The sequence below is a fragment of the Pantoea sp. BL1 genome, from assembly GCF_000963985.1.
Classification (GTDB): Bacteria; Pseudomonadota; Gammaproteobacteria; order Enterobacterales; family Enterobacteriaceae; genus Pantoea; species Pantoea rwandensis_B.
Genome location: NZ_JZRH01000030.1, coordinates 1 through 17,435, shown reverse-complemented (window position 1 = coordinate 17,435; position 17,435 = coordinate 1). Strand labels below are relative to the sequence as shown.

Here is a 17,435-nt window from a genome sequence, read left to right as displayed (position 1 = left end):
CCGCTTCGCATGCAATCCCATTATCTCGGTCTAAACTGTGTTTATCGCTACCACTTTCCTGTGATATCGATAAAACTCCGTTTGATCATGATTCGCACTCTTTGTGCAGGCCCGGCTCGCCACCAGCTCCGGGCTTTTCTTTTAAATGAAGATTCTCATACACTTCTGTTTTTGAATCTTTCAATGATTCTAAAACGAGCATTCACGGAGCATTTTGAAAGATAGAATCAATACAGAGACGCTGTACATAAACCAAGCGCTCTTTTCCACTTGATGAGGATTTAGCATTTGAATGCATTTCTGCCAGGTTCAATGCAATTCTTCCGGCTTGAATTGTGTTTTTTTAATGACTGTCAGCCGATGCAAGTATTATGTTTTTTTTACTTTCAGGCAATTACAGTGGTGCACAATAACCATATTCACTACACGTTCACCTGCCCCTGACGGGTGTTTTTTGTACTCAACTGGGAATGATTGCATCACTACATGCAATAAAATGTAAGATGCGTGATATCAGAAAGTACAATCATTATCCCAAAATTTGCCCGCTATTGAACTCACCCGTAGTGCGATCTTTCTTCCTGCATGGTCTACAGTTGTCGGTAAATAAAATTCCTCCTGAATGAGAAAACAGGTCCGTATGAGATACCTGACGATTCCTGCGTTAACGACGGTGCTTTTGCTTGCAATAATTTTTCTGATCCAGGCACAATGGATTTCCATGATGTGGTAAAACGTCTTATCATGGCAGAACAATAAAAAGAAAAATGATTACCAGACACTCTCCGCACAGGCTGAACTCAAAGGCATTCTGTGTTTTTTTGCGTCAAAGCCTGTAAACCTCAATGAAAAGTCAATTTTCATGCTGTTAATGTTCGCACAAGATTACTTCAGTTAAAGTCAAAGGATTCTCTATCCGAATTATCTTATCTAGCGCTTTGAGTGTCTTTCTTTTGACTTTTTTGCACTGCCCCCCTAACCGAATCACCTTCTTCCAGCCACCATCAAATGTCAAAACATCAACTTTTCTCACTCTTTATTGCCGCTTCGCTAGCGTTTAATCAGTTCCAGTCTATTTTCAATAGGTCGCCTTTTACTTCCCTGTTTAGACGACAAAACTCTTATTGGAAATGTTTGGCATACATTGATGCCGCCCGGGTGACTGGATTCTCCCGGGCTTTTTATTTACTGCACCAGATTGGCGATCCATCTTGCCCTTTTATGGCCGTGACCTCATGCGTTACAACGCCAAGGATAGCCATATCTTCCAGTAAATTTTCTTCCAGAATCAATCCTTCATCCGTTATTACCCGGTGTGGATGTGTGTATAGGTTTCCCCACTCATACATCAGTGACATATCCAGCAAAACCATATCCCCATCTCGGGCCGGAGTCGTTCATCAATGATGCAGGTCCGCCCCTGAAACTTAAACAAATAACATGTTGAGCTTGTGGGTAGCAGCTGCTGCAGAGGATTTAGTCAAAACGTCACCTCGCAACGGGCAGGTCCGAAAAGCGGGTTGTGTACGCCGGGGACAACATTTCCCGCTTCATGGCCCATGTTTTCTGCATTCCCTGTCCTGCAAACCCTAATTTCCCCTTCCCGCTCTGGTTAAGGCCGTCAACAACTCGCATCAGCGCATCACTGTTGGCCTGTGGTTTGTAGTCCTCCAGTACGCGGCAGTTACGGTCCTCCGTCAGGTTCATAAATGCTTCGTCGATCGAGTAAATTTCGACGGACGGCGCCATGTCTTCCAGCGTCGTCATCACCCTGTTGCTCATGTCCCCATACAGCGCATAATTCGAGCTAAACACATGGACCTTATGACGCCTGAACTCATCCTTGAGCTTGAAGTACGGTGCCCCCATAGGCAGTTGCAGAGCTTTCGCTTCTGCCGATCGCGCGATGACGCAGCCATCGTTATTCGACAGCATCACCACTGGCTTACCACGCAGATCAGGCCTGAACACCATCTCGCAACTGACGTAGAAGGAGTTCACATCCACCTGGGCAAACATTAACGGCCCATCGCCTTATTGGAGTGTCTGACCACACCGGAGATCTCAAACTAATCAGCATCGGGGATCGGGATAATGGCGAGTGCAGCATTCATGGGTTTGTGATGCAGGAATGGCCGGGTCATCAGTTGCTTCACGGTGAACTCGCCGGCAATCGCTGCCACGGTGATATCCCCATGCTCCGCGCTGACGGAGCTGTCTAACACCAGCATGTCACCATCGTTAATACCACCCTCGATCATAGAATCACCACTGACCCGGATGAAGTAGGTCGAACAGGGATGGCTGCCCAGCAGATTATTAAGGTCTAACCGCTGTTCGACATAGTCCTGAGCCGGCGAAGGACAGCCACACGGGACTCTGGCAATAAAAAGCGGTAACTCCAGTATGGCGCGAATTTCCGCTAGTCTAAAAAACTCCATAAAATCGCCCTGATAAGAGCTGTATATATAAACAGTAATCGTAAACAGCAGACTCAATCAAAGCGGGCATGAATACTTTTTCCAATGGTGTTGTGGGTAAAGGGGATTTAATGTCAGGTGTGCGGAGTGTTTCTGTCTGCTGGGGCGGAAATCATGAGCGCGAAAATGATAGTTTTGAGCACATTTCAGGCCGTCTTAAACAAAAGATAATCAGCAATAAGCGCTGGCCGCTTCGGTTAAATCTCTGAAATTAAGTTTTTTGATTGTTAATCAGTATGCTTTATTGGAAATTACTGGAATTTTATCGCTTTTGTTAACACATCCTACCACCCTCAAATTAATGGACTATGGTATGAGGGCCAGTCGTTGACTGGCAGCACTGCACACAGGATGCGTTTCATACGAGAGAGACATTCCTTAGCCACTGCTTTTTGGCCCGCCTTGTGCGGGCTTTTTTTAGCTTACTCCCCCCTGCACCACGCGGTTGATAACGGGCAGCCCACAGGAGTGGCGTTTCGGCATGGAGGCTTACAGTCTATTTCAACTCCATGTAAAACCCCTGACTTCGTTCTTCGGCTACGCTTTTAGTCTCTGAAATGTGCATTACGCTTAGTGAGCAAAATGCCTGTGCGGGAACGCTGGGACAAAAATGGAGCGTGCTCAGTAGGTGAATCATCAGTACGCAGCCTTGGTGATTTCAGTGATGACCGACATGCTACCGGCATGGCTTCGTATTTTGACTGTGTACCGTCTGGTTGGCTGAGGTGACTTATAGATTTTTCACCAGGATCCGTTGTCATACTGAATATTGTGGCCATCACCGTGCTCACGATAGGCTTGTCAAAGTTTCTGAACGGTTTTTTGATATACCTGCCCCTGCGCTCTGCAGGCAGTAAAATTCAGGAGTTTCCATCAGGCTGACATTATCAATTTAGCGGTTCGTGGTGGATGTAGGCAGGTTTTCATCGATTCAAATTCTCGTGTTATGACACGCAGGAGATTGAACATGCGATACCTGATTATACCGGCTGACACCACCGTGCTGGTTCTGATGGTTATCTTTCTGTTGTAAACCCGGTAGGGACCCACGCCCTGGTGACTCGACGCATCAGAGCGGGCAAATAAAAACTAAAATTTAGTAGTCAGCACTCTGCATGAACCGGATTCAAGGCTGGTTCATGCTTTTTTTTATGTAAACAAAAATACCACCGATATGTTGGCGGGTTTCAGCCTGTAACCGGTTCATCCGTTGGGATTGAACACCTGGAAAGCCCTCTCCTCCCCCTCCCGAAGGGAAATATCCCTGAAGGTCGTTGTGTGCATCTGGATCCATTTGTTGGCGGCACGTAGCGAGTAGCGCCAGTTCAGACGATTGAGTTCTTCGACAAAATCGAGTGTCCTGATGGTATAACGGCCAGCGGCATCGCGTTTAACCGCCAGCCTGAAAGCAATCATAATCTCGTAGTCGCGAGGCATGTCGAAACCCTCCTGTTACCACTGTGTTTACATACAGCATTGATCAGTTGGTGATGCTGTTCAAGCCGTACCGCTTGAGACTTTGTAAGCTGATTGAATGCTATAGGAATTTAGACGTGTAGGGCATTTGATAATGGATATACGGTATGGAAAGGATCTCAATAGCCCCTTTCGGCGGTGGGTAAATCCGTAACCGGGAAGGAATGTTAAATATCGGGAGTTTATATGAAAAATCACCAAATTCAGATTATTTAAAGCGTTGAACCGCTTATTCTCAACAATTGAACTAAGCTGAACGTCTGCACAGTGAATGGCATCTGATAATTCAGGCCGAAAAGCGCTTAGTAATACAACATATTGATGATAAGGATTTTAATTAATGGATGATGTGGATCTGGCTCAGGAACGTGAAGAAGCGCATTTAGCGGCCTCTTTGTCTGCCCGTAAGCCGCGCCTGGTAAGCCGAAATGGTAACTGCATCTGGTGCACTTATGAGGCAATTGTGGCTAACACCGCTTTTTGTTCTGCAGAGTGTGGCGAGGACTATCACAAGCATCAGCGCGAGATGAAGCAGAGAATTACTGGTGATTGAATATCTTGATAAGCATTCACCAGAAACTCAAACACTCATATACGTTGCTTATCTCAAATTATCTGCCATGCGGTTAAAAAGCTCTTTCGTTAAGGCGATGGAGCAATGCCAACAGGAATGATATCATATTGAACGATACTTATTCTGAAAAGCGAATTTATGCCCGTATGGAACGGGTTTAAATGGCCTTACCCAAATTTCAAATCAAAAAATAAATTTGGCTCCTGAACTTTGACAGATTAAATAAAAACCCTACGCTTAATTAGCAACATATCGTTGCTTTACCATGGGCAGGAAATTATGAAAAATTTATTAGGCGGGATGTTCATTATAGCGAGTTTGGTTACATTGGCGGGATGCCAGCATGAAAGCCCTGCGGTGGGTAACGATGGCCGCCCACATGCCCCAAGTAATGAGTCGGTGCCCGGTGGGCCATTAGGTAAAGGCCCCGTCGGACAACCACAGAGTTAATAAAAACTCTTAGACTACAATGCTTAAGCGCATGAATGCTTTTGTTATGCAGGAAAAGCGTATTGGCCTGCTGTGACTCGATGCGTCACAGCAGGCCTGAAATGGTTATAAAAGATTATCTGATACACTCCGCAGCGACTGCAGATATAAGCAATCTGTGTTTTTTTAATTTTAAGATCAGCAATTTTTCAGTTACATACTAAACGGGTCCCGTCCTCAACGGGACGCCATCAATTTAAGGCAAAACTTCTGCTGCCCGGAAATTCATCCGGGCTTTTTTATTTCTCCGCGCATGGCTAATCAAGACCTTGATACTCTTGGGCACTACTGGCCTTTTAAAATCTTGGCACAAAACATATCTTGTTTCCTGTGAGTGGCATTCTGAGCCTATCCACTTAAAAAATAATTTGATTTCAATCATACTTTCAGAACGTATCAAAGCACTTCAATACGTACTGAGGAGGTTTCAAACACCAGGGCCGGGTAGGTTCCTAACTTGGAAATTCAGTGTCTGCATGATCATCTTCGAGTTGCTGATAAGTGATGGTGGCAATATCAAAGGACGTTCGAATTTTATCAAAAATACTTTTTCACACTTTTGAAAAACCCTACTCCATAGCATCAGGACGAATGAATTTAAAATGACCGAAAAAAACATCATTTTTTAATTGAGACGGACCCAATAAATTCTATTGAATCTGGCTTTTAAATTCGATTAACCTGATTTGAAATGATTTTAAAAATCCATTTGGCATTACTGCTGCCCGCTGAGTCTTTTTCGATAGTAAATGACTGTGTTTAGTCGGCTCTTAATTCTGAAATTGGCGTGGTTTATCACTTTTCCCATCGGGGGTCAACGGTGTTCCGATTATAAGCTTTAAGAGCATCCAGCAAGGTACTCCACTGGCGGGCCTGGTAAGGTTTGTCATCTCTCAGGTTAATTCGCATATGCTGTACGGTAGAATCTACCTGCCTTTTGGCTTCCAAAAGACTCAAACCCGACTGATGTGCCGCGGCTATTTTTCTAATCTCAACAACGTAAAGTTGCAGATCAAATCCGTTTTCTCTCATTGACTTCACCACTCACTGCTAATTATTTGAATATTTAATAGCAGAAAAAATCAAAAAATAAAGCGAAGCCGTGAATTTAAAAGTTTAGCTTCTGGATAAACTATTAGATGCGCACTTTATTTATCTTTACGCTTTACTTGAATGTAATCAATTAGTTCAGCATTAACGGCCATTCACTCAAACCTCACGAGATTGATTTAATCATAAATAATTTGAATCATTAATACTCAATTCATCGAAGAATTTTTGTGAAATCATGCTGCTATATAAGGGAGATTTCATTAGCAATGAAAAAGAAATGTACAATTGATGTCAACTTGTATAACTTTGGGCCGCGGCTATCGCCGCATGTAACGAATGGTGCATTGCATCACCTCTGTAAGTGTTTATGGATTTCCACTTATAGAGGTTTTTTTTAGTGTTAATCAAAAACGCTTACTTTCTCTAATTTCTGGTTCATTTGTCCCCGTACGGGTCATGCTTATGGTCTTCACTATCGTCGCGCGTGCGTCGAATTTCAGCGTGTTCATTAGGATTATTCTTTGCGGTATGGTTGTCTTCTTCATAGGCATGACCCGTAATAGGATTGGCTTCAGGCAGTCCCTTGCGTGTATAACATTCTTTAGTGTGTTTACCGTTACTTGTATGGACGCCCATAATTAACCTTAATGCCAGGGTTAATTAATGGCAGTGCAAATCTTGCACTCAATGTGGTTATTTTAATTACATTCAGAATTAACATCTGGATATGCAAAATTTTTGGAAGTCTCCCTGAATTAACAGTGTTAGTCAATATAAACAAGCTCAGCTTTCAATCTTAAATTCGCTACATGAAAATTTTCCATCCCAAATTTCATTAGAACGGCTTAGCAAGAAGTCGTTAATAACGCGTCAATCGATTGCCACTTCTTTTACCTCACTCAGATTTCGACCACGCCTCATCATCTTTTCGTTATGTCGCATATCACCCAATAATTTAGAAATCATTACAATAAGATAATTTTTATTGATCTACATCCAGCGATACATTAAAGGAATTTAAGTAAAGACAAAAGATTCCCTTACGGAAATCTGCTTATACAGCTTGAAAAGGCCCTGTCGTTTTCCTCACGACAAATCATTTTTTCTTTCTTAAGAGTTGTCAATGAAAAAAAGTAAAATATAAAAAACCTTCCGCGCTGCAAAAATCATTTTTCACTCCATAATTAAAATGTCTAAACATGGAGAAACAAATGAAGAATCCAACTCTGTTACAGGCATTCCACTGGTATTACCCTGATGGTGGTAAACTCTGGCCCGAACTCACCGAGCGAGCGTCAGACTTGAATGAATCTGGAATAAACATGGTCTGGTTACCCCCTGCCTATAAAGGCGCAGGGGGCGCAACTTCTGTGGGATACGACACTTATGATCTGTTCGATTTGGGAGAATTCGACCAGAAAGGTAGTATTTCAACAAAGTATGGTAATAAAGAAGATTTACTCAGAGCTATCAGCTCATTGAAAAATAATGATATTGCCGTTTTATTAGATGTTGTTGTTAATCATAAAATGGGGGCTGATGAAAAGGAGGCAGTTCAGGTAAACAGAGTGGATGAAAACGACCGCACGAAAATTGATGAAGAAGTTGTTAGCTGCGAAGCCTGGACACGCTATACCTTTCCGGCCAGAGCGGGAAAATACTCTCAATTTATGTGGGATTTTAAGTGTTTTAATGGTGTAGATCACATTGAAAACCCCTCAGAGGATGGGGTATTTAAGATAGTTAATGATTATACGGGAGAAGGTTGGAATCAGCAGGTTGATGAAGAAATGGGTAATTTTGATTACCTTATGGGCTCAAACATCGATTTCAGAAACCACGCAGTAACTGAAGAAATCAAATACTGGGCACGCTGGGTTATGGAACAAACGGGTTGCAACGGTTTCAGACTTGATGCAGTTAAACATATTCCCGCCTGGTTTTATAAAGAATGGATCGAGCATGTGCAGGCTGTTTCAGACACCCCTCTGTTCATTGTGGCAGAATACTGGTCTTTTGAATTAAATAAACTACAACAGTATATTGAGCAGGTTGAAGGGAAAACAATGCTCTTCGATGCACCTCTTCATATGAAATTTCATGAGGCATCAAAACAAGGTAGTGATTATGATCTGAGTCGAATTTTTGAAGGCACATTAGTTGAAGCCGATCCTTTTCATGCGGTCACGCTGGTTGCGAATCATGATACTCAGCCCCTTCAGTCTCTAGAAGCCCCGGTTGAAGCCTGGTTTAAACCACTGGCGTATGCGCTTATCTTATTGAGAGAAAATGGCGTTCCCTCAGTATTTTACCCGGACCTCTTTGGAGCAGACTATGAAGATACGGGTAATGATGGTGAAACTCATCGTGTTGACATGCCAGTCATAGATAAACTCGATAAGCTACTGCTGGCACGTCAGCAATTCGCGCATGGTGTTCAGACGTCCTGGTTTGATCATCCAAACTGCATTGCATTCAGCCGGAGTGGTACGGCGGAACAACCAGGATGCGTTGTGATAATGTCAAATGGTGATGATGGGGAGAAAACGCTTAATCTCAGTGAATCCTTAGCTAATCGGGCCTGGCGAGATTATCTTTATAACTCCGATGAAGTTGTTAAAACTAATGAATCGGGAGAAGGCGTGTTTAGATGTAAAGCAGGTAGCGTAAGTGTCTGGGTGCTTGAAGAATTTGCTCCCTGATTCACTATTTTTAAGACCTGAATTGATGTGCCGGCAGAATTCATACTGCCGGCAAAATTTATCTGGTGGAAAGCTGATATTCAGGATGTTTTCCTGCCAGCAGTAGTAAAAATTCGTATTCTCCCTGACTGAGTTGAGCAGGTTTCGAAAGCGACTCCTTCATTTGCCACACTCTCAGACTCAGATTAAATCTTTCGGCTGCATTAGCCTGTGTCATACCCGCTTCAATGCGTAAGCTTCGAATATCATGCTGGACGGACATTACCGGTACAAAGTTGTTTTTCATCATAACTTATCTCTGGCGTTGGTCTTTGGTGTGTGTAATGGTCAAAGAAACTTTATAAAAAATCCACTTTCAAATATTTAATGCTCATAAAATCTAGTTATGGAAAATTAACGCTTCGCTTATATTTTCACCCGCCTCGCTTAATCCCCGTCTCTATATCAGAAACATCCCATAAATAGTTTTAGACATTTATTAGGGAATATTCTGCTTTTTAGTTTAATCAAATCATTCAGAATCTGACCCCCAATTGGCCCCAATTAAATCAGAAAAATTTTTTCATATGAGGTTAGTCATGAAAGACCCGATTCAACGTCGCATCCCCCATGATTTGACGCAGGTAATAATTAACGAGCACTGGCAAATAACCTACTGGACTCTTACGCTCCAAACCACTCAGGAAAGGCTGACCAGAGCTATCAGGGAAGTAGGTTCAAATACAGAACAGATACGTGCATGGCTCAGGGATCATCCCCCTCTCATAACACCCAAGACCATGATTTAATTATCTGTAATTAAATGAGATTTTATTAGCAATTAAATCAGTTATCCCATGGCGTAGGTTAATGTGTCTTACACTTGATTGGTTGCCGGTAATGCGAAATGAATGATGGTCTTAGCCATGTCTTCGGTTCTGCTATTGAGCCTTACGGCTGAGCTGGCAACATGCCTGACCAATGTGGAATTTTGCTGTGTGACCCTTTCGAGATCGGTTACTGCCTGCGTCACCTGAATGATCCCTTTGCTCTGTTCATTTGAAGCATAAGATATTTTCCTGATGAGTTCATCAACTGAAAAAACGCATTGGGTCAACGCTTCCATAGTGTTCCCGGCACGATCTGCGACCTCTTTGCCTTCATTCACACGAGAGAGAGTTGCATTGATTAACGCTTCAATTTCTTTGGCTGCACTTGCGCTGCGCTGTGCAAGTGTACGAACTTCTGTAGCAACAACAGCGAATCCTCTGCCCTGCTCTCCTGCCCGCGCTGCTTCAACGGCAGCGTTTAACGCCAGTATATTTGTCTGAAATGCGATACTGTTAACTGTGGCGGTAAACTGCCGTATTTTTTCGGCTTCCTCGGTAATACCATTCATCATGAGCCCAACTGAGTTCACCAGCGTTTCGCCTTCTCCGGTTATGTATGCCGCTTTCTCTGCAAGACTGCTTGCTTCATCAGCACTTAATGCATTTTGCTGAACGTTTGCACTCAACTGGGTAATACTATGGGCTGTCTTCTCTAAGGAAGATGCCTGTTGAGTAGTCCTGCCAGAGAGGTCAGTATTGCCCGCTTCGATGTCTTCAGCCTCACGCTTCAGCAGGTCCGTATTTTTCTTGATGGAAAGTACAGTTAACAAAAGACTGTCTTGCATGGTTTTCACTAGTGGTACCAGCTGTCCTACACAATTTCTACCCAAATCTTGCAATGGATTAGTCAGTTCGCCGGAAGCAATTCCTCTGAAATGTTCCCTTAAGGTTGTCAGAGGCTCAACGAGGTGCACGACCAGAAAACGGTCGCAGAACACTAGTAACACAATGATAAATAATGAGGCAACGGTGAAAGCTAACTCAAGTTTTTGACGATCATTATTGAATGCATTCTCTTTATCAGCCAGTTTCTCCTGAAGGAATTCCAAACGCTCTTTTGATACTGAATTAAAATTTATATCAGAACCTGTCAAGGCTGTTCGAAATTCATTCCAGTCTGGTGTAGCAGGAACTTCTCCTGCCAGGGTTCTCTTTAAGGAATCGTCACCTGAATTCATCACATTACCTGCTCGGGTCAGAAAGATAAGTTGAGCAACCAACTTTCCTTCACGCTGCGTTTGTTTATGTAGATCTCTTAAGATTTCTGAACCATATAACCCAGCAAGAGCAACAACAATAAAAGCGGCAACAAGAATGCACTGCACTACCCGGCGAATAGTAAAGTTTGTAAGAAATTTCATTTAATTACCTGGTGTTGTGATTAATTTAGAAAAAAATAGTAACCATAAAAATTATTTTCGTAGCGTGCTATTAGATTGCGCGCAAATGCGTTCTCAGTTAGAGTCTGGCAGGCATTTAAAAAAAAGGAAATATTCCAGCAAGAAATATTTTTCTCAAACAGATAGACCCTTTTAATTAAACTAAAAAAAACAGGACGAACTCGATTGACCGTCTATGATGGTGAAAGAGACAACAAAATGCTTAGTCTTCACTCAGTTTATAGCTTCTCCTTCCGGTCGGTTATTTTTCTTACACTTTTACGTTCCGGTTATTTGACCCGGCACGGGGGATTTATGAATAAAAATTTAAATGCTATTAATGAACGTCATAAGCGTGCGCTTGAAGCCCTTCTCGCCCCTGATGAAGAAAGGGACAATGTCCTGAGGAAATTTGTACATTTAGCCAATCAGGCGCTGGGTATTCCTGGGAGCTTCATTTCAGTTTTAGATGAGGAATTTCAATACATACGGGCCTCGCATAATTTCTCACTGAAACACTCAAAAAGAGAAGAGTCTTTATGCCAACATGTTGTTGATGGCGACAGTGCACTCATCGTTTCAGATACATGGCTTGATGCTCGTTTCTTAACCCACCGCTTTGTTACTGGTGAACCTTACATTCGTTTTTATGCTGGCGTTCCGCTTAAAGATCGAGAAGGCCAAGTATTAGGTACTTTTTGTGTTACTGATCGTGAACCACATCCCTTCAGCGATACGCAGCTCGCAACGCTGAAACAGCTTGCTGAGTTAGTAATGTCATTTCTGGAAGCCTGGCATGCTACCGGTTTTAATGACCCTGTTACTCACTTGCCTAACCGCTCACGATTAATCAGCGATATGCAGTCGCTCGCTGCAGAGGGAGATAAGTTCAAGCGTCGTCTGATTATTATTGATTGCCTGAAAATGGCACATGCTTATGACTTAGCTAAAACAGTTGGAATGATGCCGGTTGAAGAACTTCTCAGGGATATAGCTATAAAATTGCCTCGCCGGTTACGTCCTCAAAACGGTGAGATGATTTATGCGATTTCCACTGGACGCTTCGCCATTCTGGTTCGCGACGAAAGCCGCCTGGACGCCTCGTGGATTGCCGGGCGTATGGAAGGCATCTGTGCAGAATTAGGTAATGGGATATCAATTACCCTCACTTCCCATGCGGGCCAAACGGATTTTACGGCAATTTCATCCAAAGCCTATGATGTCGTTCGCCGTGCTTCGGCTGCACTTGAGGAAGCGATCGATAAAAACTTACCTTCAGTCATTTATAAAGAGTCAGAAGAAATAAAACATTCGAATGATTTTACGCTTATGAATGAGCTTTCTGATGCAATACGTTTTGATAAGGGCCTGTACCTTGTATATCAGCCTAAAACTTGCCTCAAATCGGGTCAGCCCGTCGGCCTTGAGGCGCTGATACGGTGGACACATCCTGTCAGAGGTGAACTATCACCCGCTGCTTTTGTACCAATGGCTGAACAAACGGATCTACTGCATGAGATGACAGAATGGGTGATTGACACGACGATAGCCTGCCTTAAGCGACTCAATCGACAAAATATTCAATTGCCCGTCACAATAAACGTCAGCCTTAACGATTTCGCAAAAAGCAATTTTGCAGAGCTACTGGAATCGAAAATGCTTAAGGCCCGATTACCTAATAACCTCCTGGGAATTGAATGCCTTGAAACTGAGCGGATTATTGAAAATGCACAGGCACTATCCGGCTTGCATAGACTTTATGAAAAAGGGTTTAACATATCTCTGGATGATTTTGGGACAGGTTACAGTAACATCAGTTATCTGCGACGTATGCCGCTGGATGTAATAAAACTTGATCGCTCACTTATATCGGGTGTACTCAAAGATGCCTCAGCGCTCATCATAGCGCGCAGTATTATCAAAATGTTAAAAGAGCTGGATTATACGGTGCTTGCGGAGGGTGTAGAGGACGCTGAAGTAGCCACTCTTCTGAGTGATTTTGGTTGCGACCAGGCTCAGGGGTATTTTTTTGCTAAGCCGCTATCTGATCCTGAACTGGACATATGGCTTCACAGACGCTTGTGGAACTGAAAGCACAAGTTCAGTTAACGATACGCCTGCTCCGACTTAGCAGCACATGACTCCATTAACTGTGTTGCTAATGTTCATTTTGAGAGATTATGAGATTCATCCTAATCGTGTTCATCACCGAAGCGCACTATAATGTTATAGCTTAATACAGATAATTAAGCACCCCCCGGGGGGATGAGTAAACTTTAAGAATCGGTCATCAAACCAACTTTTAAATCCAGCTTTCAACCCGCTATTGCGGGTTTTTTCTTGGTCGTAAAAAACCTCAAGATAATTTTAACTTAATCACACAATTCGTGTTTTTTAACTGAATCTTATGATTGACGACTGAAAGAAAAAAAGAAATTGAAATATTATTTAACAGCATGAAAATTCGAGTTTGCAAATAGCTGTTATTTTTACCCTCCTTTGTTGCTTGAAGGTGCGACACAATGAAAAATTTCATTGCATGTAACCAAAGCACTGGTTAAATTATTAAGGATTTATTGCGAGGGATGGCTGATATGAAACTTGCTCAGAAACACTTTAGATTGTTATCAATAATCAAAGAGAGAGGATCAGTCCCCTCTTCTGTCAAACCCGCTGTGAGAAAAGAGTTGTCAGATATGGGGCTTGTTGAGTTTCTTTTGGGCGATGAATGGATGCGTGAAAAAGAGCGATACAAACTTACTTCGCGCGGGAGAGAAATACTGGATGATTATGACCTTAGTCTGGCTGAAAATGCGTTTAAAAGTACCTGTCAGGGAAAACGTAAGTCCAGTTAAAAGTTATTGATTAATGTATTTCATCAAGTATTCAAAGATAGTCATACACTCCCCTTAATAGTTAAATACCAGTAAGGTAGTACCGATTATCGTAAACACGTCTCCAGAAATCATACTAACTAAAAACTATCGAGAATAACAACAAGCTATTTTTGCTCAAACATATTAAGAATTTCTGCATAATATATTGCTTCCATTGGACATGTGACATTTTCAAGCCTTAACAATAGTCGCGATATCATGGCACGTCTGTTGACACAACGGCGCTCACGTAGCAATTCATGCACCAGTTCACCAACCATAATTTCTGTAGAGGGCAACACTAACTTTTGACTATTTTTATCGCTTTCATCAAGATAATGAATATTCATCTCATTTCCAATAAACTCAATTAATACTTCATAGACTATAGATCATATGCCCAGAATGGCCTTACTGAAATCAGGTCATATTTAATTAAATTTTAAATAATTGACATACTTCACATATTTTCGATCGATTTATTAAGTTCATTCCATACCAATCAAACAACAACCACCTCTTATTTAACCACTGAATAAGCGAAACATTGAATGCTTAATTGATTAAATTTAATATTTGGCCACAGAAATTCTTATCTGGACTGAAAATCACAATGCCAGTTTCACTTCAAATCTTTTTTAAGTGATTTTAGCAAATTCCAGTTGAGCTAACTCCTACAAATCTCCTCTATGCATTGCTGTAAAGCATCTTTAGCAACATTAATACCTTATTCAGCTTTGAACTAAATCCTTTGTCGGAAAGGCTTAATTTTTTTTATAACCTAAGAAGTGCTTTAACGTTGTAACCTGGAATGTAAAAACACCGCCACTTCTGGCGGTGTTTTTGATTAATGTGGTATTTCTGATACTTCTTTGACTTCCTGCTTATTAATCTGTTGCTTAACGCCGTTAGCATCAGTGTAACCTAGCAATCCTGCTTCAGTCTCTTTAGGCTTACCATCGCTGACAATTGTTCTACCATCATTAGTATGAATGGCATAACTTGTCCGGGTACAGCCAGTTAAAGCCGACAGCGCGATAAGCGCGGCTAACATTGAGAAAGTGATTTTTTTCATAGACTGTTCCTTATCAATTATCTAATTCACTCATGTTGGTGATTTTATCGCGGTTGATTTGTTCAGTTCGTCCTGACTGGGCATCTTTGTAAGATACTAAGCCCGTATCACTGTCGATTTGAGGCTTACCATCTGTCACGATGGTACGACCGTCTGTAGTCTTAATAGCCTGATTTGAAGAACAGCCCGTAACTGAAACTGCGAAAGCTGAAGCAATTAACAGGAAACCTATGCTTTTTTTATTCATTACTTATCCCTCTTTTTGAAAAAAGTTTATTCTAACTGTTCAATAATAGATGGTTTTCAGCAATCTGCGCCAGTATTGTGCTCATACCCCACGATATGCAAAAGAGATATGCAGACTAGGGTGTCCGTTTTTTATCTTTTTCACGATCCAGTCTGCATTCAATACATTAAAGTACCATCAAATTCTGATAGTACTTTAACTTGCATCTGGCGGTGGTTCGTCTTAATGAGCTTTAAGCAGGTCTGATACGCCGGACGTAGCTATTTGTTGAGTAAGAGACTACCAGAGTTGAGTTAGAGGCCAAGTCGTGACACTAACCTGTTCGAAAATTTGATTTTTCCATTATGAGCATATTTATATGCTGATTCATGTGCTAATGGGTGATCATTCTCATATTGTTTGGATCTTAGGATGAAGATGTAGAATTTTAGAATGCAAAAAATTAACTTACGCTAGGGTTTAGGGACTGATAGTGTAGATTGGTAGAAACGAGGAGCAACCAGTCTTCAGTTATGTAATTCAGGCTGCGCTCACTGGCTTCATCCATAGACCTTTCTTTTCTGAAAGAGCCCTGGTGATCGGTTCAGAAAGGTCTACCTCGCATGTGAGCTTATCAGACTGCCAATAGCGTTCGAGTGTCAGCCTGCCGGTAAGGTCACATGTACAATCCATGGTTGCTAAAATTTTATGCCGGGCCACATTACCCTGCATAGTCGGTACAGAACATACGACTGCCGAAAAATAGAGCTTCTCATCGAACAGTATCCACATACGACACGTTTCATGCTCAATGTTCCCGAGCATTTCGAAACGACGGTAAACCGTACTGGTGCTGTAAGACATAGGGATGACGTTCATTTTTATGAATCACTCAGGTGCGAATAGTAATATTCATGAACACGTTGACGAGTATTCACCCGACACGATATGTATAACTTTATGTTTAGAATATTTTTTTGAATCTTTCTACCCCTTCAATACTATATGGCGATTTTTTAATCAGTTACTTGTACTTAACACCTGCCATACCCATTCAAACAAGCGTGTAAAATATCACTCTTTTTGAGTTATGCAGCCGCTTTTGGAATAGTTTTAATACAACTATCGGTGACATCTTAACGCTGGCATAACCCTCCAATCTCATCGTTCCAGCAATTTTGATAAGTGTTGAATAGTGAACTTCTCATTGAAAAAGGTAAGTCTGATATCTGCATCTTTTCCAGCCATATTTGATAATCGAAGTGACTGCACTGTTAGTGGACTGGTAGCTTAGGATAATTCTCATTCAGTCTATATGCGCGTCAAATATCTTAGAGCATAGTTGTCTCGCAGGCCTTTAAAGATAGAAGCTAATCAGGAAAAAAATTAATTTTTGACAAACCAGTATTATGAACTAGTTTCAATCCGGCCGGGATTGTTCCGGCTTTGGGTGAAATGGAAACTGAATCTTTTCCCGGGAATTGTCCCGGGATTTTTTTTGCACTTAAAAAACTGGCTATTTTTTACCCATTCCATGATCGTCTGGTAAAGGAAACCAATGCGATACCCGATACTGCCTGAATGTAGCGTCGCCAGGCATGAGAATATGAGTAAAATTATTAAATGCTGCCTCATATTTTCCGCTACCCACCCCCTCATCCGTACATATGGCGACAACCTGACCGTCTGCGGGCTTTTCTAATTCATAATCAATCCAGTTCATACATTCTCCAGTTTAGCTGGTTTAAATATGGACTGGCTTTCCGCTTCACGCAAAGTGAAGGTCAATTTTAAGATAAACGGAAAACCGAATTCTGATTTTCGTGCCTATGGGCGATAACCACACTCTCAGTTACTCGGGGTGAATGTGATGTGCTGAAAACTTATTCGCCGTGGGTGCTATGATCACAATATGTAAAATCCTCTTTACGGAAGGGCTTCGCTTTACGCATATCTCAGACTAAAGCGACATGGATTGTTGCATTTCTGGGGCATCGGGAGGCAACGGGCGCCGTACTATTACGGAAGAATGAAAATACGCGAAGGAGATGGCCATGATCTGGATTGAACAGGGTTTGTATCAAAGGGTGGAAGAGTTGCCATGCGGCCCGCGGCCTCTGCCGATGCTGAGCGGGTTCAACCTCACAACGGCCTATCGGGCGCTGGGGTGCTTTAACCCGTCGGAAACGTCTGACGCTTATTTCATTCTTTCCAACGACCGCGACGAGGTCTGGTT

General features: G+C 42.2%; 14 protein-coding genes and 2 pseudogenes. 6 read left to right on the top strand and 10 right to left on the bottom strand.

From position 1 onward, the window contains the following. Positions 1-1,488: 1,488 nt before the first annotated feature. The 4 genes and pseudogenes from VH86_RS26370 to VH86_RS14585 form a co-directional block, all read right to left on the bottom strand. Positions 1,489-1,635 carry a DUF4113 domain-containing protein gene (locus VH86_RS26370; RefSeq protein ID WP_369800338.1) on the bottom strand — a complete coding sequence of 49 codons (147 nt, stop codon included), beginning with the start codon at positions 1,633-1,635 and terminating at the stop codon, positions 1,489-1,491. A gap of 27 nt (positions 1,636-1,662) precedes the next feature. After that, a pseudogene (locus VH86_RS14595) lies at positions 1,663-2,019 on the bottom strand (DNA polymerase V subunit UmuC); the annotation flags it as partial. A gap of 50 nt (positions 2,020-2,069) precedes the next feature. After that, complete coding sequence (gene umuD / locus VH86_RS14590; RefSeq protein ID WP_045833336.1) at positions 2,070-2,441, bottom strand: translesion error-prone DNA polymerase V autoproteolytic subunit; 372 nt, start codon at positions 2,439-2,441, stop codon at positions 2,070-2,072. Positions 2,442-3,683: 1,242 nt separating this feature from the next. Continuing rightward, entirely contained in the window at positions 3,684-3,917 is a 234-nt protein-coding gene (locus tag VH86_RS14585; RefSeq protein ID WP_045833335.1) for a hypothetical protein, read from the bottom strand. A 379-nt stretch (positions 3,918-4,296) separates the two neighbouring features. Between VH86_RS14585 and VH86_RS14580 the strand changes: the two genes are divergently transcribed. Continuing rightward, positions 4,297-4,509, top strand: a complete 213-nt coding sequence (locus VH86_RS14580) for a DUF2116 family Zn-ribbon domain-containing protein (protein WP_038646805.1) — start codon at positions 4,297-4,299, stop codon at positions 4,507-4,509. Between the two features lie 2,774 nt (positions 4,510-7,283). Continuing rightward, positions 7,284-8,774 (top strand): alpha-amylase, encoded by a 1,491-nt coding sequence (gene amyA, locus VH86_RS14570; protein ID WP_045833333.1) that lies wholly within the window; start codon positions 7,284-7,286, stop codon positions 8,772-8,774. 58 nt (positions 8,775-8,832) lie between these two features. Here the strand turns inward: amyA and VH86_RS14565 are convergent, their stop codons facing one another. Continuing rightward, positions 8,833-9,060, bottom strand: a complete 228-nt coding sequence (locus VH86_RS14565; RefSeq protein WP_045833436.1) for a hypothetical protein — start codon at positions 9,058-9,060, stop codon at positions 8,833-8,835. A gap of 280 nt (positions 9,061-9,340) precedes the next feature. Between VH86_RS14565 and VH86_RS14560 the strand changes: the two genes are divergently transcribed. After that, a complete protein-coding gene (locus VH86_RS14560) occupies positions 9,341-9,562 on the top strand; it encodes a DUF3606 domain-containing protein (RefSeq protein ID WP_369800337.1) in 222 nt (73 codons plus the stop codon). Between the two features lie 68 nt (positions 9,563-9,630). Here VH86_RS14560 and VH86_RS14555 read toward each other — a convergent pair whose 3' ends face one another. Next, positions 9,631-11,004 (bottom strand): methyl-accepting chemotaxis protein, encoded by a 1,374-nt coding sequence (locus VH86_RS14555; protein WP_045833332.1) that lies wholly within the window; start codon positions 11,002-11,004, stop codon positions 9,631-9,633. 333 nt (positions 11,005-11,337) lie between these two features. Here VH86_RS14555 and VH86_RS14550 point away from each other — a divergent pair, with 333 nt between their 5' ends. Together VH86_RS14550 and VH86_RS14545 are read left to right on the top strand one after the other, a co-directional pair. Then, positions 11,338-13,113 carry a GGDEF domain-containing phosphodiesterase gene (locus VH86_RS14550; protein WP_045833331.1) on the top strand — a complete coding sequence of 592 codons (1,776 nt, stop codon included), beginning with the start codon at positions 11,338-11,340 and terminating at the stop codon, positions 13,111-13,113. Between the two features lie 494 nt (positions 13,114-13,607). Next, positions 13,608-13,877: a hypothetical protein gene (locus tag VH86_RS14545; protein ID WP_045833330.1), complete on the top strand. Its 270-nt coding sequence runs from the start codon at positions 13,608-13,610 to the stop codon at positions 13,875-13,877. Between the two features lie 146 nt (positions 13,878-14,023). Here VH86_RS14545 and VH86_RS25760 read toward each other — a convergent pair whose 3' ends face one another. The 4 genes from VH86_RS25760 to VH86_RS14525 all read right to left on the bottom strand — a co-directional run bounded on the left by VH86_RS25760 (position 14,024) and on the right by VH86_RS14525 (position 16,922). After that, the gene (locus tag VH86_RS25760) at positions 14,024-14,248 is read right to left on the bottom strand and encodes a hypothetical protein (protein ID WP_156150593.1); all 225 of its coding nucleotides are present in this window, start codon (positions 14,246-14,248) and stop codon (positions 14,024-14,026) included. Between the two features lie 497 nt (positions 14,249-14,745). After that, positions 14,746-14,973 (bottom strand): YgdI/YgdR family lipoprotein, encoded by a 228-nt coding sequence (locus tag VH86_RS14540; RefSeq protein ID WP_038646791.1) that lies wholly within the window; start codon positions 14,971-14,973, stop codon positions 14,746-14,748. 13 nt (positions 14,974-14,986) lie between these two features. Further along, positions 14,987-15,220, bottom strand: a complete 234-nt coding sequence (locus VH86_RS14535) for a YgdI/YgdR family lipoprotein (RefSeq protein ID WP_045833329.1) — start codon at positions 15,218-15,220, stop codon at positions 14,987-14,989. 1,495 nt (positions 15,221-16,715) lie between these two features. Beyond that, positions 16,716-16,922: a hypothetical protein gene (locus tag VH86_RS14525; protein WP_045814180.1), complete on the bottom strand. Its 207-nt coding sequence runs from the start codon at positions 16,920-16,922 to the stop codon at positions 16,716-16,718. A 331-nt stretch (positions 16,923-17,253) separates the two neighbouring features. On the opposite strand from VH86_RS14525, the pseudogene VH86_RS14520 reads away from it, so the two are divergent. After that, positions 17,254-17,435, top strand: a pseudogene (locus VH86_RS14520) (hypothetical protein); the annotation flags it as partial.